The 25,403-nt window shown below is 32.6% G+C and carries 35 protein-coding genes and 2 tRNA genes; 14 read left to right on the top strand and 23 right to left on the bottom strand.

The genetic code is table 11. The features are described 5' to 3' along the window. Positions 1 to 2 precede the first annotated feature (2 nt). The 19 genes from rpsH to rpsL all read right to left on the bottom strand — a co-directional run bounded on the left by rpsH (position 3) and on the right by rpsL (position 10,562). A complete protein-coding gene (rpsH, locus tag BUB70_RS12160; protein WP_073121982.1) occupies positions 3 to 401 on the bottom strand; it encodes a 30S ribosomal protein S8 in 399 nt (132 codons plus the stop codon). A 72-nt stretch (positions 402 to 473) separates the two neighbouring features. Continuing rightward, entirely contained in the window at positions 474 to 743 is a 270-nt protein-coding gene (rpsN, locus tag BUB70_RS12155; RefSeq protein WP_073121980.1) for a 30S ribosomal protein S14, read from the bottom strand. A 2-nt stretch (positions 744 to 745) separates the two neighbouring features. Next, a complete protein-coding gene (gene rplE / locus BUB70_RS12150; protein WP_073121978.1) occupies positions 746 to 1,297 on the bottom strand; it encodes a 50S ribosomal protein L5 in 552 nt (183 codons plus the stop codon). A gap of 1 nt (position 1,298) precedes the next feature. Further along, the gene (gene rplX / locus BUB70_RS12145; protein ID WP_073121976.1) at positions 1,299 to 1,607 is read right to left on the bottom strand and encodes a 50S ribosomal protein L24; all 309 of its coding nucleotides are present in this window, start codon (positions 1,605 to 1,607) and stop codon (positions 1,299 to 1,301) included. 13 nt (positions 1,608 to 1,620) lie between these two features. Beyond that, positions 1,621 to 1,989 carry a 50S ribosomal protein L14 gene (rplN, locus tag BUB70_RS12140; RefSeq protein ID WP_073121974.1) on the bottom strand — a complete coding sequence of 123 codons (369 nt, stop codon included), beginning with the start codon at positions 1,987 to 1,989 and terminating at the stop codon, positions 1,621 to 1,623. 1 nt (position 1,990) lies between these two features. After that, on the bottom strand, positions 1,991 to 2,248 hold the full coding sequence (gene rpsQ, locus BUB70_RS12135) for a 30S ribosomal protein S17 (protein ID WP_068827442.1): 258 nt from the start codon (positions 2,246 to 2,248) through the stop codon (positions 1,991 to 1,993). 13 nt (positions 2,249 to 2,261) lie between these two features. Further along, positions 2,262 to 2,447, bottom strand: coding sequence for a 50S ribosomal protein L29 (gene rpmC, locus BUB70_RS12130; protein WP_068827443.1), 186 nt, complete (start codon positions 2,445 to 2,447; stop codon positions 2,262 to 2,264). Positions 2,448 to 2,459: 12 nt separating this feature from the next. Continuing rightward, the gene (rplP, locus tag BUB70_RS12125; protein ID WP_068827446.1) at positions 2,460 to 2,888 is read right to left on the bottom strand and encodes a 50S ribosomal protein L16; all 429 of its coding nucleotides are present in this window, start codon (positions 2,886 to 2,888) and stop codon (positions 2,460 to 2,462) included. A 26-nt stretch (positions 2,889 to 2,914) separates the two neighbouring features. After that, positions 2,915 to 3,637, bottom strand: coding sequence for a 30S ribosomal protein S3 (gene rpsC, locus BUB70_RS12120; protein WP_073121972.1), 723 nt, complete (start codon positions 3,635 to 3,637; stop codon positions 2,915 to 2,917). 12 nt (positions 3,638 to 3,649) lie between these two features. After that, entirely contained in the window at positions 3,650 to 4,057 is a 408-nt protein-coding gene (gene rplV / locus BUB70_RS12115; protein ID WP_073121970.1) for a 50S ribosomal protein L22, read from the bottom strand. 6 nt (positions 4,058 to 4,063) lie between these two features. After that, a complete protein-coding gene (gene rpsS, locus BUB70_RS12110) occupies positions 4,064 to 4,345 on the bottom strand; it encodes a 30S ribosomal protein S19 (protein WP_068827452.1) in 282 nt (93 codons plus the stop codon). 6 nt (positions 4,346 to 4,351) lie between these two features. Next, the gene (rplB, locus tag BUB70_RS12105) at positions 4,352 to 5,179 is read right to left on the bottom strand and encodes a 50S ribosomal protein L2 (RefSeq protein WP_068827454.1); all 828 of its coding nucleotides are present in this window, start codon (positions 5,177 to 5,179) and stop codon (positions 4,352 to 4,354) included. 25 nt (positions 5,180 to 5,204) lie between these two features. Continuing rightward, a complete protein-coding gene (gene rplW / locus BUB70_RS12100; protein ID WP_073121968.1) occupies positions 5,205 to 5,495 on the bottom strand; it encodes a 50S ribosomal protein L23 in 291 nt (96 codons plus the stop codon). Positions 5,496 to 5,504: 9 nt separating this feature from the next. Beyond that, positions 5,505 to 6,134, bottom strand: a complete 630-nt coding sequence (rplD, locus tag BUB70_RS12095) for a 50S ribosomal protein L4 (protein WP_073121965.1) — start codon at positions 6,132 to 6,134, stop codon at positions 5,505 to 5,507. Next, positions 6,134 to 6,748 (bottom strand): 50S ribosomal protein L3, encoded by a 615-nt coding sequence (gene rplC / locus BUB70_RS12090; protein WP_073121963.1) that lies wholly within the window; start codon positions 6,746 to 6,748, stop codon positions 6,134 to 6,136. Before rplC ends, rplD begins: the two co-directional genes overlap by 1 nt. A 481-nt stretch (positions 6,749 to 7,229) precedes the next feature. Then, complete coding sequence (rpsJ, locus tag BUB70_RS12085) at positions 7,230 to 7,535, bottom strand: 30S ribosomal protein S10 (protein WP_010137088.1); 306 nt, start codon at positions 7,533 to 7,535, stop codon at positions 7,230 to 7,232. A gap of 17 nt (positions 7,536 to 7,552) precedes the next feature. Beyond that, on the bottom strand, positions 7,553 to 9,673 hold the full coding sequence (gene fusA / locus BUB70_RS12080) for an elongation factor G (protein ID WP_073121961.1): 2,121 nt from the start codon (positions 9,671 to 9,673) through the stop codon (positions 7,553 to 7,555). A gap of 5 nt (positions 9,674 to 9,678) precedes the next feature. Next, a complete protein-coding gene (gene rpsG / locus BUB70_RS12075) occupies positions 9,679 to 10,158 on the bottom strand; it encodes a 30S ribosomal protein S7 (protein WP_073121959.1) in 480 nt (159 codons plus the stop codon). Between the two features lie 29 nt (positions 10,159 to 10,187). Beyond that, the gene (gene rpsL, locus BUB70_RS12070; RefSeq protein WP_068827466.1) at positions 10,188 to 10,562 is read right to left on the bottom strand and encodes a 30S ribosomal protein S12; all 375 of its coding nucleotides are present in this window, start codon (positions 10,560 to 10,562) and stop codon (positions 10,188 to 10,190) included. 227 nt (positions 10,563 to 10,789) lie between these two features. Here rpsL and BUB70_RS12065 point away from each other — a divergent pair, with 227 nt between their 5' ends. The 6 genes from BUB70_RS12065 (at position 10,790) to BUB70_RS12040 (ending at position 16,767) form a co-directional block, all read left to right on the top strand. Next, complete coding sequence (locus BUB70_RS12065) at positions 10,790 to 12,391, top strand: BamA/TamA family outer membrane protein (protein WP_073121957.1); 1,602 nt, start codon at positions 10,790 to 10,792, stop codon at positions 12,389 to 12,391. 248 nt (positions 12,392 to 12,639) lie between these two features. Continuing rightward, positions 12,640 to 13,386, top strand: a complete 747-nt coding sequence (rlmB, locus tag BUB70_RS12060) for a 23S rRNA (guanosine(2251)-2'-O)-methyltransferase RlmB (protein WP_073121955.1) — start codon at positions 12,640 to 12,642, stop codon at positions 13,384 to 13,386. Positions 13,387 to 13,432: 46 nt separating this feature from the next. Next, the gene (locus BUB70_RS12055) at positions 13,433 to 14,032 is read left to right on the top strand and encodes a PhnA domain-containing protein (protein WP_073121953.1); all 600 of its coding nucleotides are present in this window, start codon (positions 13,433 to 13,435) and stop codon (positions 14,030 to 14,032) included. Positions 14,033 to 14,107: 75 nt separating this feature from the next. Continuing rightward, positions 14,108 to 15,064, top strand: a complete 957-nt coding sequence (locus BUB70_RS12050) for an RluA family pseudouridine synthase (protein ID WP_073121951.1) — start codon at positions 14,108 to 14,110, stop codon at positions 15,062 to 15,064. Between the two features lie 64 nt (positions 15,065 to 15,128). After that, positions 15,129 to 15,992, top strand: coding sequence for a cupin-like domain-containing protein (locus tag BUB70_RS12045; RefSeq protein ID WP_073121949.1), 864 nt, complete (start codon positions 15,129 to 15,131; stop codon positions 15,990 to 15,992). 58 nt (positions 15,993 to 16,050) lie between these two features. Continuing rightward, positions 16,051 to 16,767, top strand: a complete 717-nt coding sequence (locus BUB70_RS12040; protein WP_073121947.1) for an SIMPL domain-containing protein — start codon at positions 16,051 to 16,053, stop codon at positions 16,765 to 16,767. Positions 16,768 to 16,845: 78 nt separating this feature from the next. Here the strand turns inward: BUB70_RS12040 and BUB70_RS12035 are convergent, their stop codons facing one another. The 4 genes from BUB70_RS12035 to BUB70_RS12020 form a co-directional block, all read right to left on the bottom strand. Next, a complete protein-coding gene (locus tag BUB70_RS12035) occupies positions 16,846 to 18,141 on the bottom strand; it encodes a DUF4861 domain-containing protein (RefSeq protein ID WP_073121945.1) in 1,296 nt (431 codons plus the stop codon). A gap of 47 nt (positions 18,142 to 18,188) precedes the next feature. Beyond that, a complete protein-coding gene (locus BUB70_RS12030) occupies positions 18,189 to 19,619 on the bottom strand; it encodes a glycoside hydrolase family 28 protein (RefSeq protein WP_234950300.1) in 1,431 nt (476 codons plus the stop codon). A 189-nt stretch (positions 19,620 to 19,808) separates the two neighbouring features. After that, positions 19,809 to 19,894 (bottom strand) — tRNA-Leu (locus tag BUB70_RS12025). A 29-nt stretch (positions 19,895 to 19,923) separates the two neighbouring features. Next, positions 19,924 to 20,009: transfer RNA gene (locus BUB70_RS12020), tRNA-Leu, on the bottom strand. Positions 20,010 to 20,255: 246 nt separating this feature from the next. Between BUB70_RS12020 and cyoE the strand changes: the two genes are divergently transcribed. The 8 genes from cyoE (at position 20,256) to BUB70_RS11980 (ending at position 25,402) form a co-directional block, all read left to right on the top strand. After that, complete coding sequence (cyoE, locus tag BUB70_RS12015) at positions 20,256 to 21,155, top strand: heme o synthase (RefSeq protein WP_073121941.1); 900 nt, start codon at positions 20,256 to 20,258, stop codon at positions 21,153 to 21,155. A gap of 1 nt (position 21,156) precedes the next feature. After that, positions 21,157 to 21,744, top strand: coding sequence for a cytochrome c oxidase subunit 3 (locus BUB70_RS12010; protein ID WP_073121939.1), 588 nt, complete (start codon positions 21,157 to 21,159; stop codon positions 21,742 to 21,744). A 62-nt stretch (positions 21,745 to 21,806) separates the two neighbouring features. Beyond that, on the top strand, positions 21,807 to 22,781 hold the full coding sequence (locus BUB70_RS12005; protein ID WP_073121937.1) for a cytochrome c oxidase subunit 3: 975 nt from the start codon (positions 21,807 to 21,809) through the stop codon (positions 22,779 to 22,781). Positions 22,782 to 22,814: 33 nt separating this feature from the next. Continuing rightward, complete coding sequence (locus BUB70_RS12000; protein WP_073121935.1) at positions 22,815 to 23,159, top strand: cytochrome C oxidase subunit IV family protein; 345 nt, start codon at positions 22,815 to 22,817, stop codon at positions 23,157 to 23,159. Positions 23,160 to 23,230: 71 nt separating this feature from the next. Then, positions 23,231 to 23,884, top strand: coding sequence for a hypothetical protein (locus BUB70_RS11995; RefSeq protein ID WP_073121933.1), 654 nt, complete (start codon positions 23,231 to 23,233; stop codon positions 23,882 to 23,884). Then, the gene (locus tag BUB70_RS11990; protein ID WP_073121931.1) at positions 23,874 to 24,569 is read left to right on the top strand and encodes an SCO family protein; all 696 of its coding nucleotides are present in this window, start codon (positions 23,874 to 23,876) and stop codon (positions 24,567 to 24,569) included. Before BUB70_RS11995 ends, BUB70_RS11990 begins: the two co-directional genes overlap by 11 nt. A 1-nt stretch (position 24,570) precedes the next feature. After that, positions 24,571 to 25,092, top strand: coding sequence for a DUF420 domain-containing protein (locus BUB70_RS11985; protein WP_073121929.1), 522 nt, complete (start codon positions 24,571 to 24,573; stop codon positions 25,090 to 25,092). Positions 25,093 to 25,186: 94 nt separating this feature from the next. Then, positions 25,187 to 25,402, top strand: a complete 216-nt coding sequence (locus tag BUB70_RS11980; RefSeq protein WP_073121927.1) for a hypothetical protein — start codon at positions 25,187 to 25,189, stop codon at positions 25,400 to 25,402. Position 25,403: the final 1 nt, after the last annotated feature.

Genomic DNA, 25,403 nt, shown 5'->3' with positions numbered 1-25,403 from the left:
TTTTAATATACGTGACAAATTACTTCTCCACCTACTTTTTCACGTTTAGCTTGCTTAGATGTCATAACTCCTTTAGAAGTAGACACGATAGCAATTCCTAATCCGTTTAAAACTCTAGGTAAATCCTCTACACCTACATACTTACGTAATCCTGGTGAAGAAATTCTTTCGATTTTCTTTATTACTGATTCATTAGTTTCAGGATTGTACTTTAAAGCTATTTTGATAGTACCTTGAGCAGTACCTTCTTCAAATTTATAACTTAAGATGTATCCTTGGTCAAATAAAATCTCAGTGATTGCTTTTTTAACCTTTGATGCAGGAATCTCCACTACTCTGTGTCCTGCTAAATAAGCATTTCTTACTCTTGTTAAGTAATCTGCTATTGGATCTGTATACATAATATTTGTATTGGTTTAGATTATCACCCCATTTAATTATGGGGCTAGCATCTAAAATTAATTCTTAAAATTTTACCAACTTGCTTTTGTCACACCTGGGATTAATCCTTGGTTTGCCATTTCACGGAAAGTTACACGAGAAATACCAAACTGACGCATATATCCTTTTGGTCTTCCTGTCAACTTACAACGGTTATGACCACGTACAGGAGAAGCATTTTTAGGTAACTTCTGTAATCCTTCGTAATCACCAGCTTCTTTCAAAGCTTTACGCTTCTCAGCATATTTAGCAACTGTTTTAGCTCTTTTTCTCTCACGAGCTTTCATTGATTCTTTAGCCATGATTAGTTCTTTTTAAATGGTAAACCTAATTCTGTTAATAATGATTTAGCTTCTTTATCAGTAGGTGCAGAAGTTACAAAAGTAATATCCATACCACCCATTTTTTTCACTTGATCAATATTGATTTCTGGGAAAATAATTTGCTCAGTAATTCCTAAGTTATAGTTTCCTCTTCCATCAAAACCAGTAGCTTTAATACCGTTAAAATCTCTTACACGTGGTAAAGAAGCAGTAATTAATCTGTCTAAGAATTCATACATTTTAGTTCCACGTAAAGTTACTCTTGCCCCAATTGGCATCCCTTTACGTAATTTAAATGTTGCGATATCTTTTTTAGATAATGTTGCAACTGCTTTTTGTCCAGAAATAGTAGTTAACTCTTCAACAGCATAATCTACTAATTTCTTATCTGCAATAGCAGCACCTACACCTTTAGAGATTACTATTTTCTCTAGTTTAGGCACTTGCATAATATTGCTATATCCGTACTCTTCCATTAAGGCAGCCTTAATTCTGTCAGTGTACTCTTGTTTAAGTCTTGGAATATAACTCATATTAAATAGCTTTTTCTGATTTTTTAGAAATACGTACTTTTTTACCGTCTTCTACTTTAAAACCAACTTTAGTAACGTTTCCGTTTTCTAAAATTGCTAAATTAGAAATAGGTAAAGCAGCTTCTTTCTTTACAATTCCACCTTGAGGGTTTTGAGCGCTTGGTTTAGTGTGCTTAGAAACTAAGTTTACACCTTCAACAATTGCTTTGTTTTTATCAGTAATAATCTTTACTACTTTCCCTTCTTTCCCTTTATGATCTCCAGCAATAACTCTTACTGTATCTCCTGATTTAATTTTAATCTTTGCCATTGTTTTACAAATATTAAAGCACCTCAGGTGCTAATGATACAATTTTCATGAATTGCTTATCACGAAGTTCTCTTGCCACAGGTCCAAATACACGTGTTCCAGACATTTCTCCAGCCGCATTTAACAACACACAAGCGTTGTCGTCAAAACGAATGTAAGAACCGTCTTTTCTTCTTACTTCCTTAGAAGTACGAACAACAACAGCTTTAAATACTTGACCTTTTTTAGCGTTTCCATTTGGAGTTGATGACTTTACAGTTACCACAATTTTATCTCCAATTGAAGCATAACGCTTTCCTGTTCCTCCTAAAACACGGATCACTAAGACCTCTTTAGCTCCAGTGTTATCTGCTACGTTTAATCTTGATTCTGTTTGTAACATACTATTTCGCTCTTTCTAGGATTTCTACTAATCTCCAACGTTTAGATTTACTTAAAGGTCTTGTTTCCATGATTCTTACAGTATCTCCAATGTTGCAGTCGTTTTGCTCATCGTGTGCAACGTATTTCTTCGTATTTAATACGAATTTTCCATACATTGGGTGTTTCACTTTTTTTACCTCAGCAACAACAATAGATTTATCCATTTTGTTACTAGATACAACACCAATTCTTTCTTTTCTAAGATTTCTATTTTCCATCTTGTAAAAATACTTATTGTCTGTTAGTTAACTCAGTAGCTACTCTTGCTACAGTTTTTCTAAGCGCTCTCAACTCTAAAGGATTCTCTAACGGAGAAATAGCATGAGCCATCTTAAGATCAGTATAGTTCTTTTTAAGAGAATCTAATTTCTCTTGTAAATCCGCAACTGACAATTCTTTAATTTCTGATTGTTTCATTTCTCTTAGATATTAAGCGTTATCATAATCTCTCGCAACAACGAACTTAGTTTTAACTGGCATTTTTTGAGCTGCTAAGCGTAATGCTTCTTTTGCAACATCGAAAGATACTCCTCCGATTTCAAACAATATTCTACCAGGTTTAACTACCGCTACGAAATACTCAGGAGCTCCCTTACCTTTACCCATACGAACCTCTAAAGGTTTCTTTGTAATAGGCTTATCTGGGAAGATTTTGATCCATAACTGACCTTCTCTTTTCATATAACGTGTCGCAGCAATACGACCTGCTTCTATTTGTCTCGAGGTAATTAAGGCTTGTTCTAAAGATTTGATCCCGAACATTCCAAAAGCTAACTGATTCCCTCTTTGAGAATCACCGCTCATATTACCTTTACCTTTCTGTACCTTACGATACTTTACTCTTTTAGGCTGTAACATTTCTAAATTCTAATTTTTGTGAAAAATTATTTTCTTCTACGAGGTCCTTTCTTAGCTCCTGCGTTAGCTCCACCTTTTCCTCCTGACTTTTTAGCCAAACCTACTAATGGAGATAAATCACGTTTACCATAAACCTCACCTTTCATAATCCATACCTTTACTCCCAGTCTCCCGTAAGTGGTATGAGCTTCTACCAAAGCATAGTCAATATCAGCTCTAAAAGTAGATAAAGGAATTCTACCTTCTTTATAGTGCTCTGAACGTGCCATTTCAGCTCCGTTTAAACGACCTGAAATTTGGATTTTAATCCCTTCAGCGTTCATACGCATTGTTGCAGCAATAGCCATTTTTATTGCACGTCTGTATGAAATTCTGTTTTCAATTTGACGAGCAACACTTGCAGCAACTAAATTAGCGTCTAACTCTGGACGTTTAATTTCAAAAATATTGATTTGTACTTCGTTTCCAGTCAACTTCTTCAACTCCTCTTTCAACTTGTCTACCTCTTGTCCACCTTTCCCGATAATAATACCTGGTCTAGCAGTAGTGATAGTAACGGTTACAAGTTTAAGAGTACGTTCAATGATTATTCTAGAAACACTAGCTTTGTATAATCTTGCATTTAAGTACTTTCTTATCTTATCGTCTTCAGCAATCTTATCTCCGTAGTCATTACCTCCGTACCAGTTTGAGTCCCATCCTCTGATGATTCCTAAACGATTTCCTATTGGATTAGTCTTTTGTCCCATTTCTACTTATGATTATTTGCTTTCAACATTTTTACTTCCCAACACAATAGTAACGTGATTAGAACGCTTACGAATTCTATGTGCACGACCTTGTGGAGCTGGTCTTAATCTCTTTAACATTCCTGCAGAATCTACAGTAATTGTTTTAACGTATAAATTAGCCTCTTCTATACTAGCGTCTTCGTTTTTTGCTTGCCAGTTAGCAATTGCAGATAACAATAACTTCTCTAAGTTTATAGATGCTTCTTTAGAGCTAAATTTCAAGATTTGTAAAGCTTTTTCAACTTGTACTCCTCTTACTAAATCAGCCACCAATCTCATTTTTCTTGGTGATGTAGGACAACCAGTCAATTTAGCGAAAGCAACTTCCTTCTTTGCCTCTTTGATCTGTTTTGCCATATTATGTTTACGAACTCCCATATCCTACTATTTTTTTCCTTTGTTTTTCTTGTCTGCACCGTGACCTCTAAAGGTACGTGTTGGTGAAAACTCTCCTAATTTATGACCTACCATGTTTTCAGTAACATATACTGGTACAAATGTTCTTCCGTTGTGAACTCCAATAGTTTGACCAACGAAGTCTGGAGTAATCATAGAAGCTCTTGACCAAGTCTTGATTACTTCTTTGCTTCCTGCCTCAGCATTAGCGATAACTCTTTTCTCAAGTTTGTGGAATATGAAAGGTCCTTTCTTTAATGAACGTGCCATGTCTTATTATTTTTTTCTACGTTCTAAAATATACTTATTACTCGCTTTTGTCTTAGATCTAGTCTTGTATCCTTTAGCAGGTATACCATTTCTTGATCTTGGGTGACCTCCAGAAGAACGTCCTTCTCCACCTCCCATAGGGTGATCAACAGGGTTCATTCTTACAGCGTTTGTTCTTGGTCTTCTACCTAACCATCTTGATCTACCAGCTTTACCAGAAACTAATAATTGGTGATCTGAGTTTGAAACAACTCCGATTGTTGCGATACAAGTCAACAAGATCAATCTTGTTTCACCTGACGGTAATTTTACAGTAGCATACTTTCCTTCTTTTGCCATTAACTGTGCAAAAGAACCTGCAGAACGAGCCATAACTGCTCCTTGACCTGGTCTTAATTCGATACAACAAATTGTTGTACCTAAAGGAATGTTTGCCAAAGGCATTGCATTACCAACATCTGGAGTAATAGCATCATTATTACTAACGATAGTTTGACCTACCTGCAATCCTGCTTGAGCAATAACGTATCTTTTTTCTCCATCAGTATATTCTACTAATGCAATAAATGCAGTACGATTTGGATCGTACTCAATTGTTTTTACAGTTGCTTCAACACCAAATTTATCTCTATTAAAATCGATAATACGGTATCTTTTCTTATGACCACCACCTACGTAGCGCATTGTCATTCTACCACTGTTGTTTCGACCTCCAGATCTTTTATTCGGTGCCAATAATGACTTCTCCGGCTTATCAGTAGTAATGGCGTCGAACCCATTTACAACTCTAAAACGCTGACCTGGTGTGATTGGTTTTAATTTTCTAACTGACATGTTAAAATTTAAAATTGTTTATTAATTAAATATTGCTATATAAGTCAATATTCTCTCCTTCAGCCACCTCGATGATAGCTTTTTTATATGCAGAAATTTTCGACTCAACTACACCTTTTTTGGTGAATTTTGTCGAACGTTTTACTGGATATATCATTGTTCTTACTTTCTCAACTGAAACACCGTAAGTCGCTTCAATAGCTTCTTTGATCTCAATTTTGTTAGCTTTCAACTTCACAACAAAAGCATAGCGGTTTGATAACTCACTATCCTTTGTTGCTTTTTCTGTAATAATAGGCTTTATTAAAATACTCATATCTGTATCCTATTTACTTAAATTAGCTTCAATATCTGCAATTGCACCCTCTAACAAAACAACTTTACCAGCATTCAATACTTTGTAAGTGTTTAATTCTGAACTAGTTACAACCTCAGACCCTTTTAAATTTCGTGAAGACAAATATACATTTTTATTTGACTCTCCCAACACAAATAAAGATTTTTTACTATCTAACTCTAAAGCTTTCAATACGTTAATGAAACTCTTAGTACTAGGAGCCTCAAAATTGAAGTCTTCTAAAACGATAATATTAGAATCTTTTGCTTGCAAACTAAAAGCAGATTTTCTAGCCAATCTCTTTAAGTTTTTATTTAATTTGAAAGAATAATCTTTAGGTCTTGGTCCAAAAATTCTACCCCCTCCTCTAAAAACAGGAGATTTAATAGATCCTGCACGTGCAGTACCAGTACCTTTTTGTTTTTTAATCTTTCTTGTAGACCCAGCTACCTCAGCTCTTTCTTTAGCCTTGTGAGTACCTTGTCTTTTATTTGCCAAATGTTGCTTTACATCTAAGTAAACGGCATGATCATTTGGCTCTATAGCGAATACTGCATCAGATAATTCAACCTGACGTCCTGTATCTTTTCCTGTGTAATCTAAAACTGCTACTTTCATTATTTCTCGATAGTTAAGTAAGAGTTCTTAGCACCAGGAACACATCCTTTTACCACGATTAAGTTCTTGTCAGCAACAACTTTTAAAACTCTTAAGTTTTCAACTTTAACTTTATCTCCACCCATTCTTCCTGCCATACGCATTCCTTTGAATACACGTGCAGGGTAAGATGCAGCACCGATAGATCCTGGAGCTCTTAAACGGTTATGTTGACCATGGGTAGCTTGACCTACTCCACCAAATCCATGACGTTTTACAACACCCTGGAAACCTTTACCTTTAGAGATTCCTGAAATATCAACAAATTCTCCTTCTACAAATAGATCTACACCTACTGTATCTCCTAAATTTAGCTCCTCCTCAAAACTGAATTCAACAACTTTCTTTTTAGAAGTAGTACCAGCTTTTGCAAAGTGACCTTGCAATGCTTTGGTAGTATTCTTATCAGACTTGTCATCGAAACCTAATTGGATAGCAGAATAACCATCTACTTCCTCAGTTCTGACTTGGGTAACTACACATGGACCAGCTTGAATTACAGTACAAGGAATATTCTTCCCGTTCTCATCAAATATGCTAGTCATTCCGATTTTTTTTCCTATTAACCCAGACATTATTTAAAATTAATTATTAATTAAACTTTTTTCCTTCTTAGACTACACCCCAATTTTGAGCTAAAAATACTACACAAAACTCAGCAACTACCCTTGTAGAACCTACATTCTTACGTAAAAATCCTCATACTCAACACCTAAACGTACCCTGAAAAAGGACTGCAAAGATAATAATAATTATTTAACTTACTAATTTACAGTGCAAAGATTTTAAACCTAAACGTTAAAAAACCACATCATAATATCATTAAGAGAATATTCACGATATTTTTATATTTAATAAATAAAATCTATACTTTTTTTAATTATTACAAACTTCATATTATTAAACAATAACATCACTATTACAGGATTGAATCTTAACTACAACTAGACGAATATTTAGGACAATTAAACTTCACCGATGGTGTCTACTATTAAAAAAAAGAGCAGATTCAAATGAATCTGCTCTTTCTATAATATCTCGTAATAATTAATATTATCACACTTTAATTTCTACTTCTACTCCAGAAGGTAATTCTAATTTCATTAAAGCATCAATAGTCTTAGATGAAGAACTATAGATATCTAATAACCTCTTATAAGAAGACAATTGGAATTGCTCTCTAGATTTTTTGTTTACGTGTGGAGAACGTAACACAGTAAAAATCTTTTTATTTGTTGGTAAAGGAATAGGTCCGTTAACAACAGCTCCAGTAGACTTTACCGTCTTTACGATCTTCTCAGCAGATTTATCTACCAAGTTGTAATCGTAAGACTTTAATTTTATTCTGATTTTTTGACTCATTTTCTAATGTTTTAAAATTAAGCTTTAGATGCTGCAATTACTTCTTCTGAAACGTTAGCAGGTGTTTGTGCATAGTGAGAGAACTCCATTGTAGAAGTTGCTCTACCTGATGATAACGTACGTAATGTAGTTACATAACCAAACATTTCTGATAACGGCACATCAGCTTTTACAACTTTTGCTCCTCCTCTATCACTCATATCGTTAACTTGACCTCTACGTCTGTTTAAGTCACCAACAATATCTCCCATGTTTTCTTCTGGAGTAATAACATCCATTTTCATGATTGGCTCTAAGATAATTGCTCCAGCAGCTTTTGCAGCAGCTTTATATCCTAATTTAGCAGCCAATTCAAATGATAAAGCATCAGAATCCACAGGATGGAAAGATCCATCCTTTAAAACAATTTTTAAAGAATCCATTACGAATCCAGCCAAAGGTCCATTTTGCATAGACTCTTTAAATCCTTTTTCTACAGCTGGGATAAATTCCTTAGGAATACGTCCACCTTTAATTTCATCTACAAATTGTAATCCTGCACCAAAATCTTCATCAACTGGTCCCATTGTAAATACAATATCTCCAAACTTACCACGTCCTCCAGATTGCTTTTTATAAACTTCTCTGTGTTCAGTTGTTTTAGTTACAGCTTCTTTGTACTCTACTTGAGGTTGTCCTTGGTTAACCTCTACTTTGAATTCACGCTTTAAACGGTCTACTAACACCTCTAAGTGTAATTCTCCCATTCCTGAAATTACAGTTTGACCAGAAGCCTCATCTGTTTTTACAGTAAATGTAGGATCTTCTTCAGCTAATTTTGCTAAAGCCATACCCATTTTATCAACGTCAGCTTTTGTTTTAGGCTCAATAGAAATACCAATTACCGGAGCAGGGAAATCCATACTCTCTAATACGATTGGTCCATCTAAAGAAGACATAGTATCTCCAGTCTTAATATCTTTAAATCCAACTGCTGCTCCAATATCTCCAGCTTCGATAAAATCGATAGAGTTTTGTTTGTTAGCGTGCATTTGGTAGATACGAGAAATACGTTCTTTTTTACCTGAACGGTTGTTTAATATATAAGAACCAGCATCTAAACGTCCTGAATAAGCACGGAAGAAAGCCAAACGCCCTACGAAAGGATCTGTAGCAATCTTAAATGCTAATGCAGCAAACTTATCTTTAACATCTGGTTTTCTTGTTACTTCTTCTCCTGAATCAGGATGTGTACCTACGATATTATCTCTATCTAATGGAGATGGTAAATATCTACATACAGCATCTAATAAGAATTGAACTCCTTTGTTTTTGAATGAAGAACCACAAATCATAGGAATGATTGCCATATCCATCACAGCAGCTCTTAAAGCAGCATGTACTTCCTCTTCAGTAATAGAGTCTTCATCTTCCATGAATTTCTCTAACAAGTTCTCATCATATCCAGCAACTTCCTCAATCAATCTAGCACGAGCCTCTGCAGCCTCATCTACTAAATCTTCTGGAATATCGATTTCATCAAAAGTAGCCCCTTGAGTTTCATCGTGCCAAATAATAGCTCTGTTTTTTACTAAGTCTACAATACCTCTAAAATCGTTTTCTTCACCAATTGGTAATACGATTTCAACAGCATTTGAACCTAACATTTCTTTTACCTGATTACATACGTTTGCAAAGTTAGATCCTTGACGGTCCATTTTGTTTACGAATCCAATACGAGGTACTTTATAGTTATCAGCTAATCTCCAGTTAGTTTCAGACTGAGGCTCAACACCATCAACTGCACTAAACAAGAATACTAATCCATCTAATACACGTAAAGAACGGTTTACCTCAACGGTAAAATCAACGTGCCCTGGAGTATCAATAATGTTAAAGTGGTATCCTTGAGTTTCTGGAAGTACTTTTGCATTTTCCATAGGGAACTGCCATTCACAAGTAGTTGCAGCAGAAGTAATTGTAATACCTCTTTCTTGCTCTTGCTCCATCCAGTCCATAGTTGCAGCACCATCGTGAACCTCTCCAATTTTATGAGAAACTCCTGTGTAGTACAATATACGTTCTGTAGTAGTAGTTTTCCCTGCATCAATATGCGCAGCAATACCAATATTTCTTGTAAGTTTTAAATCTCTAGCCATTTCTATTAAAATCTAAAATGTGAAAATGCTTTGTTAGCTTCAGCCATCTTGTGAACATCCACTCTCTTTTTAACAGCAGCTCCTTCTTCTTTTGCAGCAGCTAATACTTCTGCAGCCAATTTTTGAGCCATAGTCTTTTCATTTCTCTTTCTAGAGTAAGAAATTAACCATTTCATTGCCATAGAAACCTTACGGTCTGGTCTAATTGGCATTGGAATTTGAAAAGTAGCACCACCAACACGACGGCTACGTACTTCTACTTGAGGCATTACGTTAGATAATGCATCTTTCCATATTTCTAATGAAGTTTTTTCTTCGTCTTCACCTTTTTTATTTTCTACAATCTCTAATGCATCGTAAAAAATCTTGAACGCTGTAGATTTCTTTCCATCCCACATTAAGTTATTCACAAAACGTGTTACCAATTGGTCGTTAAACTTTGGATCCGGTAAAAGAATTCTCTTTTTTGCTCTCCTTTTTCTCATGTTTTCTTAAGAATTTAAAAGATTATAGATTATTTTTTTGGACGCTTTGTTCCATACTTAGATCTACGTTGAGTTCTTCCCTCAACACCAGCAGTATCTAAAGCTCCACGTACTACGTGATACTTTACCCCTGGTAAATCTTTTACTCTTCCTCCCCTTACTAATACTATCGAGTGCTCTTGTAGGTTATGTCCTTCTCCTGGGATGTAAGCGTTTATCTCATTACCGTTTGTTAATCTAACACGCGCTACTTTACGCATTGCTGAGTTAGGTTTCTTAGGTGTTGTAGTATAAACACGTGTACATACTCCACGACGTTGTGGACATGCCTTCAAAGCAGCCGATTTACTCTTCTTAGTAACTTGGGCTCTTCCTTTTCTAACTAATTGTTGAATAGTTGGCATAAATTAATATATATATAACGTTTTAATATTTACCCCTGAAATCTGTTCAAGGGTTTGCAAAAGTACAAATATTTTCTAATTAATCAAATATCAATGAGTTAATTTTATTTTATACTTGTTTTTTGATTTTGAAGTATATATACCCTTATGATTAAATTCTTATTTTATCTTTAAAACTTAAAACTATTTACTTTACCTAAAAGAGAAATCTATTAGCTTTGATTTTTATGAAATTGCATCCTTATTTATTTTTCATACAAGCTCTTTTAGTAATAAACTTTACTTGGGCACAAAAAAACATACCTTCTTTTATTCTTAAAGATAGTTTGCAAAGCAATTTTTCTATAAATGATATTCATGATTTTGATGTATTAGAAAAAAAACTAAACAATGAAGGATATTATTTTTTTAACATCACCCCCATCAAAAAAGACAGCACAGAAACTTATTTAATTGATTTAGGTAAAAAAACATCTATTATAGGAATACAGCAGATTCCGGAAAATATTCAACAAATATTTAAATCAAAAAAAGAGACTATATATATAAGCCCCATTGACACTCAAAAATGGATTCGAAAAATAAATAGTGATTTTGATCAAAAAGGTAAAAACTTTACAGAAATAAAACTGATTAATCACACATTAAGAAACGACACCTTGTTTTGCGACTTATTTATTAATCAATCTAATAAGAGATTTATTGACAAAACAGTTATTAAAGGATATGAAAGATTCCCTAAAAAATTCTTAAAACACTACATCGCTACTAAAAGACCATTTAGCAAGGAACTTTTAAACATAACGGAGAAAAAAATCAATCAACTAACTTTTGTAAAAAACATAAAAAAACCAGCGGTGCTTTTTACCAAAGACTCCACACACTTATATTTATATTTAGATAGAGTAAAAGCAAACAAACTTGATGCCTTGCTTGGATTCAGTAATAAAGCAAGAGAAAACAAAATTAGATTTAATGGTTATGTAGATATTTCATTAACCAATACGTTACACAAAGGAGAAACTTTTGCTTTTAAATGGAACAACACCGGAAATGATCAGCAAGAGATAGATTTAAATATTGACAATCCTTATATTTTTAATAGCCCCATAAATGCGGCTTATCATTTAAACATTTTTAGACGAGACAGTACTTTTGTAAACACGCAACACGAATTTAGTCTTGGATACAGACCTCATTACAAACATTTAATCAATACTTATTATCATACAGAAAGTTCCTCTGCACTAAACACCTCTAACGCTAATATTATTGAATACACCAAAAACATCTTTGGAATTCAATATACTTACAATGAATTAAATCGTTTTGGAATTCCTAAAAACAGAGTAAAGTTTGATATTGGCTTAGGAACCAAAAAAAATCCGACTGCCAATACACAACAACAAACCTTTAAAAGTGATATCATATATACTATAGAAATCAATCCTATCAACCATGTTTTTATAGAGAACAGAAATGCCTACTTACGATCTCCTAATAAAAACATTAACGAATTATACAGAACCGGTGGAGCTACCACCATGCGTGGCTTTTTAGAACAAAATATTGTTGCCCATTTATACAATTATGCAAATATTGAATATAGATACTTTACCAACCTGGCTAGCTATATTTATGGATTTAGCGACGTTGGTTATTTTAAAAACATTACCCAAGAAAATAATCTTTTAAGCTTTGGTTTGGGATACACTATGGGAATTCCGTCAGGATTGTTAAAAATTAGTTACGCTGTTGGAAAAAACCAAGACACTAGTTTTAATTTAAACAGTGGATTGTTTCACATTAATTTTGTGACTATATTTTAAAATGAGCAATGAGCAATGAGCAATAAGCAATGAGCAATGAGCAATGAGCAATGAGCAATGAGCAATGAGCAATGAGCAATGAGCAATGAGCAATGAGCAATGAGCAATGAGCAATGAGCAATGAGCAATGAGCAATGAGCAATGAGCAAAAAAACAAATTCTAAACTCAACAAAAATATTGATTATTGATTTTTTGTTTCTTAATTTCTAATTACTAATTCTTAAAATCAAAACATTACATTTGCAGCATGGAAAAACAATCATCAAAAATATTCGGTATCCGAGCGATAATTGAAGCAATTAACGCTGGAAACTCTATCGACAAAGTTTTTTTACAAAAGGATGTAAACGGTGCTTTAATGACCGAGTTAAAACAATTGATAAAAAACAACAATATTACTTCTAGCATAGTACCTGTTGAAAAATTGGACAGAATGTCTAGAGACAATAATCACCAAGGAGCCGCTGCTTTAATTGCTCCTATTTCTTTTTATGATTTAGACAGTTTAATTACCAGTACTATTGAAAAAGGAGAAACACCTTTATTTATTCTATTAGATCAGTTATCTGATGTAAGAAATTTTGGTGCTATTATTCGTACTGCAGAATGTACTGGGGCTCACGGAGTCATCATCCCTAAAACAGGAAACGCACCAATTAACGGTGAAACCGTAAAGACTTCAGCTGGAGCTGCTTTTAATGTGCCTATCTGTAAAGTAGATCATATTAAAGATGCTATTTTTATGCTACAAGCTGCTGACATTCAAATTGTATGTGCTACAGAAAAAACAGAAGAAACAGTATACGATGCTGATTTTACGAAACCTACCGCTATTGTAATGGGTTCTGAAGATAGAGGAATCAACCCTTCTATTCTTAAAATTGCCGATGTAAAAGTTAAACTTCCTTTATTAGGAAAAATTGGTTCTTTAAATGTATCTGTTGCTTGTGGTGCCTTTTTATACGAAGCCGTAAGACAAAGAATGAACAATTAGCATAAAACAAATCCTCAGTTAAACAACTGAAAGAATTAGCATTATAATGAATATTAGAGAAGAATTAGAAAAAAGAAGTGGTAATCAGTGTGAGTTGTGTACCGCCACAGGAAACTTAAACGATCTTAGGTTAAAACCTAGCTTGATTGATACTTTAGACACCAACATATTAGTTTGCGATACTTGTAAAGATCAAATTGAGAATCCAGAAAAAATGGATGCAAACCACTGGAGATGTCTAAACGATTCTATGTGGAGCGAACACAAAGCTGTTCAAATTACTGCTTGGAGAATGTTACATAGATTAAAAGCTGAAGGTTGGCCGCAAGACTTGATTGACATGATGTATTTTGAAGACACAGATTTACGTTTTGCCGAAGCTACTGGAGATCATTTAAGTGAGGATGAAAAAATTATTCACAGAGATTCAAATGGAGCCATTTTAGAAAATGGAGACACCATTACTTTAATTAAAGATTTAGACGTGAAAGGTGGCGGTAACTTTACTGCTAAAAGAGGAACTGCTGTAAGAAACATTTCTTTAGTTCACGACAATGCAGAACATATTGAAGGACGTGTTGAAGGAACACACATTGTTATTTTAACCAAATTTGTTAAAAAAGCAAATGCTCCTCAACAATCATAAATAGAACAATATTTAAACCTAAAAGCTCGTAGAAATATACCTCTACGAGCTTTTTGTTTTTATTACTTTTGCGTTATGACAAATGTGATTTCTATCTTTTATTTTAATCAACAAATAAAAGCAGTTACAGAACCGCTTCCGGGAAGCATTGCCTATGCAACGCAATACAAACTTCCTGTTAAAAAAAAATATGAAGGACTCAACATTATTGATTTTTTTCTTGAACTAGTACCTCGTTCTAATCGAGAAATTTGGATCACAAAAATTAAAAACCAAACCTTATTTATTAACGGAAAACCTGCTACAGAAAACACCATTGTAAAAGGAGGAGACATTACTCAACATACCTCAGAACCTAAAGTAGAACCTTGGGTAAATACTAAAATTGAATTATTGTTTAGCGATGAAGATATCATCATTATCAACAAACCCGCTCCTCTTCCCATGCACCCTAGTGGACGTTTTAACAAAAATTCTTTAACCGAGATCTTAAAACTAGCTTTTCCAGAAGAAGATTTAAAAATCATTCATCGATTAGACGCCAATACTACAGGAATTGTCATTTTAGCTAGAAATAAAAAAATTGTAAAAAGTATTGGAGAACAGTTTGAGAGCAAATCAACCCAAAAAACATATTTGGCTATGGTAGAAGGTATTGCTACCGAAGATTATTTTAATACAAATACAAAAATAGGAATCCAAAAAACTGCTGGGGGTGGAAGAGAAAGTAATGATGATGGTATTGATGCCTACACAGAATTTAAAGTATTAGAAAGATTCCCCTCTAACAACACTACTCTGCTAGAAGTTAAACCACACACCGGAAGGACAAATCAAATTAGATTACACCTGGCTTCCTTAAATCATCCTATTGTTGGAGATCATGGTTACAAAGACATTAATTATTTTAAAAAAAATCCCCTAACATATACTAGTGATTGTTTGTTTCTACATGCTTGGAAACTAAAATTTTATCACAATAACAAGAGCTTTGCGATTGAAGCTCCCATCCCCGAAAAATTCTTAAATTAAAATTTTGAACAACAGTGGTACATATATTGTTGTATTTTTATGATATAAATTTTATAATAGGTTCATGAAATTAGAAGAAATAGACGTACTCTCAGAAATGAGCAAAGAAGAGTTTATACAAAACTATTTTAAACCCCAAAAACCTGTAATTGTAAAAAACTACTCTAAAGATTGGCCTGCATTTAACAAATGGTCTTTGGCCTATATGAAAGAAATTGCTGGAGATAAAATAGTTCCTTTGTACGATGATAGACCCGTAGACCCAAAAGCAAAATTTAACAGCCCCCATTCAAAAATGAAAATGAGTGACTATGTTGATTTGCTAAAAAAAGAACCTACTAAGTTTAGAATTTTTTTATGGAATATTTTAAAAGAAATTCCTGTATTACAAGATGATTTTAAATATCCTGATGTAGGATTAACTTTTATTAAAAGTTTACCCACCTTATTTTTTGGTGGATATGATTCTTACACTTTTATGCATTATGATATTGATTTAGCTAATATTTTTCACTTTCATTTTGAAGGAAAAAAACAATGTATTTTGTTTGATCAACAACAAAACAAATACATGTACAAAGTCCCTAACTCTTTAATGACACTGAGAGAAATTGATTTTTCTAACCCTGATCTTGAAAAATTTCCTGCTTTAAAAAATGCATCGGGATACATTGCCAATTTAGAACATGGAGACATGTTATACATTCCTGAAGGATATTGGCACTACATGAAATATATTACTCCAGGATTTTCTATGAGTTTAAGAACCATTGCTAAAAAACCATCAAATGTAGCCAAAGCGGTTTACAACATTGTGGTGATGCGTAATGTTGAAAATTTGATGAGAAAAACATTAGGTGAAAAGTGGATGAATTGGAAATATCAGAAAGCCAAAAAAGATACCGAAAGATTAAACAACATTGCTTAACTATTTTTGGCACGACTTTTACATATACTCACTATACAATACTTAAAAATAAAAAAACATGAAAAAAATTCACATAGCAGTAGTAGCCATCTTATTTTCACTTAGTAGCTTCACTACCTTAAATGCTCAAATGATTTCCCTTACTGTAAAAGGAGAGGTAGAAGTTACACCAGATATTGCCTCCACAAATATTAGCATTACAAAAACAAGTAAAGATGTTGATGTTCTTAGAAAGGAAATATCCCAAATATCTAACAGTTTAAATAAAGACCTTTCTAAATTAAAAATAGAAAAAAAAGATATTCAAACTAGCAACTTACAAATCAACAAAGAATATGATTGGGTAAAAAGTGAAAGAGTATTTAAAGGGTATAGAGCTACCATTAGCACCACGGTAACTTTTAGAAACATTAGCAATTTAGAAAAAATATACACTCAATTACTAAGTAATGAAGACATCGTTGTAAACGGTATTCAATTTGATTACAGTAAAAAAACTGAAGCTGAAAATGAAGCTTACGTAAAGGCATTAAACAATGCTAACACATTAGCTGAAAAACTATTTAAAGAGGCTGAATCTAAGTCTATGCCATCTAACTCTAAAATCATTATCACCTCCATAAGCAATAATGATTCTACACCGAGTGACTCACCAAAACCGATGTATAAAGCCGCTAACCTTGAAGCTTTTTCAGACTCAACCCCAACCATAGACATCAACTCAGGAACTATGAACATTACAAAAAGTTTAACCGTAGTTTATCAATCACTTTAAACCACTATAATTACCAAAATAAAAAAAGCCTCATCAATTAATCTTGATGAGGCTTTTTTTATGAATCTCTTAAAAGTATTAATTCTTTATCTCTACTCCTATTTTAGCAGATAACTGGTTTGTTAACTGCTTTATATAATTTTCAAAATAAGCTTTATCTACAAACTTAGAATCACTTAATTCCCAACAAGCCACAGCAAAATAACTAACAGGTTGATTATTCTCTATTTTTAATTTAGCTAAAAAAGTATTGGTTAAATCCCCCTTTTTTGGAGCCTCCGTATAACCAACATATTTGTCTTTTGGAAGAATAATAGCCATTCCTAACCACCATTCTTTGTTATAAGTTTGTTTGTCATGAGTGTACAACACTACATAATTACTATTTTCATCCCAAACATTTAATGGATCATCATTGTTAATATTCACCAAACCAACTGCTAAATTTTCATCTCCTTGAAGCCCCGAAACAGCTACTGTATTTTTATATCCATACATTCCTGGCCAAATACTTGTTTTTTCTTTTACAGAATATGTTCTTTCATTAGGTTGCCAATTTTGATAATCATAAGTCAATATTGATTCTACTGGACCTTCTGTCTGAATTTTAAACGTGGTTTTTTCTATATTATTAATTGAATCATTAACAGTAACTCCTAATCTCATCAATTCACTATCAGTAATAAGAGCATAACCACCTAAACCAACAGAATTTCCTACAGACATAATATCTCTTCCCCAAGACTCCATGACATGATAATTATCTTCCACCGCTCCTTTATCATTAATTCCAACATCTTCTGGAGACATTTTAGAAGTTGTTTTTCCAAACAAATCTTTAGCATTTCTACCATCTAAATAATGCCTAAAACCTACTTTGTCATTTTCCCAAGAAGGACCGTCTGTTTGATATTGTTGATACCCTAAACTTTTAGGCAATTCTTTTCTAGTTAAAGTTTCTTCTAAAGCAGGTTGTACCGGAGTGGTTTTAGAACTACGTTTTCCAAATCTTGCACTGGTTCTTACCACATAATTTGGAGGAGCATCTAACCAAGTTAAAGTGATGTTTTTTGTTTCTTTAGCAGAAAAATTGGTGACAAAAAATATTTCATCCCATTCTCCATTATCATCTGTATCTACCAATTGAGAAGGAATGGTATCGGAAATAACCATCAGTAAAGGATATTTCTTAACCTCCTCATTATTTATTTTTAATAAAGTTCTATCAATAGAAACCGCTTTATCGGTTAATGTAAAACTTGAGCTATTAGTTAATACAATATCTGTTTTATCCACTTCTTGTGTACCTTTACAAGACACATATAAAAGTCCCGTTAAAACTATTGAAAGACTTACGTTTACTAACTTCTTCATTATTTTTATCGTTTTTTTATTTACTATTCTCGCTAAATTAAAAATTATTATTCAGCACTGTAAACTTCTTCATCAAACACAACTTTTTCTGCGTTTTTAACTAGCACTTTAGATTGATCTTTTGAAATAATTTTCACATCATTCAAAATCCAATTAGCACTATAGCTAACTTGTCCTGCAGTTTTTGCTTGAATAGAAACATTGTTTAACACAATATTTTCTATAATGGAATTCTCAATACCATTTACATTAATCGCTATATCTGCTCCTTTAATATCAATATTTTTAAGAGTAATGTTTCTAAAGGTTGGAATTCCTTTAGCTGGTTCTACTTTTTGTAACATTTTTTTCCAATGTGCAGGAATAGAATCTTTATTAAACTCTTTTGGTAATTTTGAATAACTGTAGTTAGGATTCCAGTTCATTCCTACCTGCATAAAAGTTCCTACTTTATCCATTTTAATATTTTCTACAATAATATCTTCTACAGTCCCTCCTCTATTGGTTGCTGATTTGATATTCAATCCATTTTTAGTTCCCATTCCATGAATATTAGATACATATACATGACGAATGCTTCCTGAAGTTTCACTACCAATGGTAAACAATCCTGCTCCTTTTCTTGCAATACAATCTTTAATAACCACGTATTCTGTAGATCTATTTACTCGTTGACCATCCCAATCTCTTCCTGCTTTTAAACAAAAATTATCATCATTACAATCAATATCACAATTCTGAACTAAAATCCATTTTGAAGAATCAATATCAATCCCATCTGTACTTGGTCCATGACCTCCTATATTGTTTCTAATCACCAATCCATCAACTGTTACATATTTAGAATACAACACCTGAACCGTCCAAAAACCTGCTCTTTGAATATTTAACTCTTTAACAAAAATATTTTCAGAATTTGACACCAATAAAGTTCGTGGTCTTTTTGCATCATAATCTACAATCCATCTTAAACCTCTTGGTTCGTAGTCGTTTTTACGTAAATCCCAATAGTAATCCCAGAATACCTTTCCTTGCCCATCAATAACTCCATCACCTTCTATAGTTACGTTTTTTTGATTATCGACATTGATCAATGCAGCTGGCCAAATCATTTCTATTCCTGCCACACGAGTCTCTATTTCTTTATAATCTTTAATATTTTCACTTCCTTTAATTTTCACCCCTTTAGGAACTAAAAACTTAATATTGGATTTTATAAAAACAGAACCACTTAAATATTTTCCGCGTTTAAAAGTAACTGTACCTCCTCCTTTTTTAGAACATTCATCAATGGTTTTTTGAATCGCTGTGGTATTTAAAGTAACACCGTCATTTACTGCTCCAAAATCGTTCACATAATAAACATTATCACTTACACTAAAATATTTTGCTCCTACTTTACTTACCCAATCAGGATTTAATTCATTAGTTATTTGATTTTTTAAAAGATCTGTTTGCTTAACTTGTTTACAAGACATAATAAAACAACTAACAAACAACAGTAATAAGACTCTATAATTTTTCATGGATATTATTTAAAAATCTAAAGCTATGATAAATCATAAAAAAAGCTGTCCTGCACCTACATGAGTTCAACACTATTCAAGAAAAAATTTAAAAAAAAGAGGGATAAAAAAAAGCCTCATCGAAAATTCGATGAGGCTTTGTACTCAAGATGGGACTTGAACCCATACGGGCATTTCTGCCCACTGGATTTTAAGTCCAGCGTGTCTACCAATTCCACCACTTGAGCGTGTGTAAACTTATTTTTTTTAAACTTTGTACTCAAGATGGGACTTGAACCCATACGGGCATTTCTGCCCACTGGATTTTAAGTCCAGCGTGTCTACCAATTCCACCACTTGAGCATTTAGTTTACACTAAATATTTGGTATGTTTAATACAATGTTTTTTTGAACGTTTGCATTTCTTCAAATGCGAGTGCAAATATAAGAGATATTTCTGTTCACAAAAAAATAATATTGCTTTTTTTTTATTTTTTTTTCATCCGTAGAAATAACTACCAAAACTTAGGTATAATAAAATCTATAAGTTCAATTCCTAAGAAAATAATATCTCTATCTTTGCACAAATTTCAGAAGTACTAAAAACCAATGCCAAATACAAATAAAAGATTGGTAATTAATAAAGACACTTTTTTAAGCGACTTTAAACAACTTACCAAATTTGGACTTTCCTTAAGTGTCGTTTTTTCGGCAATAGCTGGTTATTTACTCGCAGCGGATACTATTAACTATACTACTGTAACGTTATTAGCCGTTGGAGGTTACTTAATGGTAGGTGCCTCAAACGCCTTTAATCAGATTATAGAGATAGATGCTGATAAGTTGATGCAAAGAACCATGAACAGGCCTTTGCCAACGGGTAGATACAATACAAATACTGCCATGATTATTGCAGTTGTTTTTACCATATTAGGACTGTATATTCTTTATACCATTAATGAAAAAAGTGCGCTTTTAGGAGCCGTATCCATATTTTTATACACTTGTGCTTACACTCCACTTAAAGGAGTTACACCTTTGGCTGTTTTTGTAGGTGCTTTTCCTGGAGCCATTCCATTCATGTTAGGATGGGTAGCTGCTACAGATAGATTTGGAATAGAAGCCGGTATTTTTTTTATGATTCAATTCTTTTGGCAATTCCCTCACTTTTGGGCTATCGGTTGGTTAGGTCACGATGAATATTTAAAAGCAGGTTACAACTTATTACCTACTGGTAAAAGAGATAGAAAAACTGTTATCCAAATTTTACTTTATACAGTTCTCTTAATTTTTGTATCAATTATTCCAGTATTTAAACTTACAGGACAATTTTATATTTATCCTGTAACCGCTATTATTATCTTTTTAAGTGGTGCTGTTATATTCTATTATGGGGTACAACTTTATAAAGATTTAACCAAACAAACAGCTAAAAAGCTAATGTTGGCAAGTGTATTTTACATTACAGCCATTCAAATTATATATATAATAGATAAATTTCTCCAATAAAATGGAAAACAAAATGACTTTAGATCAAGAATTAAATATCGCCAGAAGAAAAGCAGCAAAACCAATGTTATGGATATCTATGGTTAGTATGACCATGATGTTTGCTGGTTTGGTAAGTGCTTATGTAATTAGTAGCAACAGAGAGGACTGGGTTAGTTTTGAATTACCAACTGCTTTGGTCACCAGCACTGTACTTATAATTATTAGTAGTATAACTGTACATGCTGCGTTGTTAGCCGCTAAAAAACAAAAAAACAATATTTCTTCTATATTGTTAGTAATAACATTATTTTTAGGAATTGGATTTGTAGTATCACAAGTAAATGGTTTTGCTGAGCTTAGAGAAGCTGGTTTATTTTTTACCGGACCTAAAAGTTTGATCTCATCATCTATGCTAATGGTGATTGTATTTACCCATTTGTTACATATATTTGCCGCTTTAATTGTTTTAATTGTAATGACCATTAGACAATTATTAGGTAAATACAACAATGGCAACACATTAGGATTTGAACTAGGAAGTATTTTTTGGCACTTTTTAGATTTACTATGGATAATACTATTTTTATTCTTTTATTTTAATACTTAATGTAAATTTATAAATTTGCCATTCGAACAAAAACCGAACAAAAACAATCAATTATAACACTTATGAAAGCAACAACTGCTGATCAGAACACAAATGTATGGGAAGGTGGAGCTACCAAACCATTAGGTGCAAGTTATGGGAAAATGATGATGTGGTTCTTCATCTTATCTGATGCTCTAACTTTTGCAGGTTTTTTAGCCGCTTATGGACTTACTCGTTTTAAATTCATCGATGTATGGCCTATTGCAGATGAAGTATTTACTCACTTTCCTGGAATTCATGGAAATTATCCAATGTACTACGTTGCGTTAATGACCTTTATCTTAATTTTCTCATCTGTTACTATGGTATTGGCTGTAGATGCAGGTCATCAAATGAAACGTAAAAAAGTAATTCTTTACATGTTCCTTACTATTATTGGTGGTTTGGTTTTCGTTGGTTCTCAGGCTTGGGAATGGAAAAACTTTATTAAAGGTGAATATGGAGCTGTTCAATTAAAGGATGGTAAAATTATTCAATTTGTAAACCAAGAAGGAAAACAAATTGCTTTAGCTGATTTTGCAGAAAAAAACAACCCTATTTCAGAACACACTCGTTACAACGGATTGTGGAACGAAAAAGGTGAAACTACGTCAGAATATACTACTGAAGGAATTCTAGAATCTTTTAAACACAATCCTGAAGTAGGAATTCGTTTAGAAAAAATAAATCCTGAAACAAAACAAAAAATTGTAATCCTTAACAAAGCTGAAGCTTTAAAATACTTAGAGCAATCTGCTAGAGTTGTTGAAGGAGCTAACTTAGAAGTTAACGAATATGGTTCTAGCCAATTTGCAGATTTCTTCTTCTTTATTACTGGTTTCCACGGTTTCCACGTAACTTCTGGTATCATCTTAAATATTATTATTTTTGCTAACGTATTGTTAGGTACTTACGAAAAAAGAGGACATTACGAAATGGTAGAAAAAGTTGGATTGTACTGGCACTTTGTAGATTTAGTGTGGGTATTTGTATTTACATTCTTCTACTTAGTTTAATTATAAAAGCGAATAGCATTCATATTATATATTATGGGACAACACGAATCAAACACTAAGTTAATCTGGCAAGTTTTCGGATTCTTATCTATAGTAACTATTGTTGAAGTAATTTTAGGTATTATTAAACCTCATGGTTTACACTTTACTAACTTTTTAGGAACTTCATTATTAAACTGGATTTTCATTATTTTAACATTAGTTAAAGCTGCAGGAATTATGTGGTACTTTATGCACATGAATCATGAGCGTAAAAACTTTGTAAACTCAATTATATTACCGTTAATTATTTTAATTCCTTATTTGGTAACTTTATTACTAATTGAAGGACATTATATTCACGAAGTAATGGGTTCTTATATTAACTGGAAATACTAATTCTTTGGAATTATAACTCATATAAAAGGTGGATTTATTCCGCCTTTTTTAGTATTTAAATTTTAGTGATTATGAAGAAAAAAATTATTTTAATCTTATTATTCATAGGTCCTTTGGGCTTCTTTATTTTCTTATCATTAGGTGATGTAAACTTTAAACCTTGTGAAGTCTTTCAAGAAAATGTATTAGAAGTAGCTACTTTTAAAAAAGACACCACTTCTTTTAAAGACAACATTAATGTGATTACTTTTTTAGGAACCAAACCTACTTTAAAAGAAACTCAACTATTTAATATCAATGAAGTTGTCTTTAAAAAATTAGATAAGTACAAAAAATTTCAAATGATTTCTTTTTATATTGGTGAAAACAATACTGAAATAAAAGATATTCAAGAAAAATTATCTAAAACTGCTGGTGATAAATTTTACAAGTGGAAATTTATTTGCTTAGATTCCTTAGAAACCACAAAACTTTATCAGTCTCTAAAAACCAACTCAGCTTTAGATAGTAATTTAGCTTCTAACCAAGCATTTATTATTGATAAAAAGAACAGCCAACGCGGAAGAACTGATGATGATAAAATTGGTGAAGATGTGTTTGCTTATGATATGTCATCAGTAAACGATATGAAAAATAAACTGTTAACAGATACCGAAAATGTTTTTTACGAACAAGAAGTATCAACCACCTCTAGAAAAGAAAGATTAGGAAAAGATGAAAAATAAATATTCATACATCGGAGTCGTTTTTATTATTTTGTTATTTGGAATATTTGTGGTGAGAAACTTCAAACACCATTCAAACCCAAAAAGCACTAGTTTAAAATATACAAAACCAAAAGGATTGCCTAACAAAAGTGGATTGGCTTATTTGGTAATCAATGATGAGGCTAGAAAAATGCCGGAATTTTCGTTTACAGATCAAAACAATCAACTTATCTCTAACATAGACTACAAAGGCAAAGTATTTGTAGTGGAATTCTTTTTTACCAGCTGTCCTACCATCTGTCCAATTATGAACAGAAATATGTTAACTATTGAGGAAGAATTTGGAAAAAGAGATAATTTTGGAATTGCTTCTTTTACCATCAACCCAAGTTATGATACTCCAATGGTTCTAAAAGAATATGCAGAAAATTACGGAGTCACTAGTTTAAACTGGCATTTTTTAACCGGAGATAGAGATACTATTTACGAAATGGCTAACAAAGGTTTAAATATTTTTGCAGGCTTAAATCCAGAAGTTGAAGGTGGTTTTGAACATCAAGGATTTTTTGCTTTGGTAGATAAAAACGGATATTTAAGATCTAGAACAGATCAATATGGAAATCCTAAAATTTTCTATCAAGGAACCGAAACTGAAGAAGTAGCATTATTAAAAGAAGATATTGATTTACTATTAAACGAGTAACATGGAAACAAAAAAAAACTACAAAAAATTAATTACCCTATTGTCTATTGTTATTCCAGTAGCAGTAGCTGTTTTATTTGGAGTTAAAATAGAGATGACTTTACCTGTTTTCTTACCTCCTATTTATGCAACCATTAATGGTATTACTGCTATTTTATTAATAGCCGCTGTTATATCTGTAAAAAACGGAAATATTAAAAGACACGAGTTTTTAATTAAAACTGCCATGGTCTGCTCTGCATTGTTTTTGGTAATGTATGTATTGTATCACATGACAAGTGACTCTACAAAATATGGAGGAACAGGAGCTATTAAATACGTGTATTTTTTCATCTTAATATCACATATTATTTTATCCATTGCGGTCATTCCATTGGTACTAACTACTTTTGTAAGAGGAATTAATGGAGAAGTAGAAAAACACAGAAAAATGGCCAAATATACTTTTCCTATTTGGTTATACGTAGCCATCACAGGAGTGATTGTTTATATTATGATTAACCCTTATTATGTTGTCAGTTAGCAATTAACAGCGAACAATTTACAATTATCAATAAGCAATCGATAGTCGAAAAACGATTTTCGATGATCGATGTTCGGAAAACGAAAAACAAAAAATGAAAAAACTACAATTCATATTACTTTTATTTCTATGCTTAACTTCTATAGCTAACTATGGACAATGTGCCATGTGTAAGGCAGTAGTAGAAAATGGAGATAGTTCTTTTGCAAAAGGATTAAATGATGGAATTGTAACCTTAATGATTATCCCATATATTTTAGTAGCCATTGTTGCCTTTATTATTTTTAGGTACTATAAAAAAAACAAATAAC

It is taken from the genome of Wenyingzhuangia marina, from assembly GCF_900130035.1.
Lineage (GTDB): Bacteria > Bacteroidota > Bacteroidia > Flavobacteriales > Flavobacteriaceae > Wenyingzhuangia > Wenyingzhuangia marina.
The sequence above is the reverse complement of the archived record's forward strand: the minus strand, read 5'-3'. Positions and strand labels throughout refer to the sequence as shown.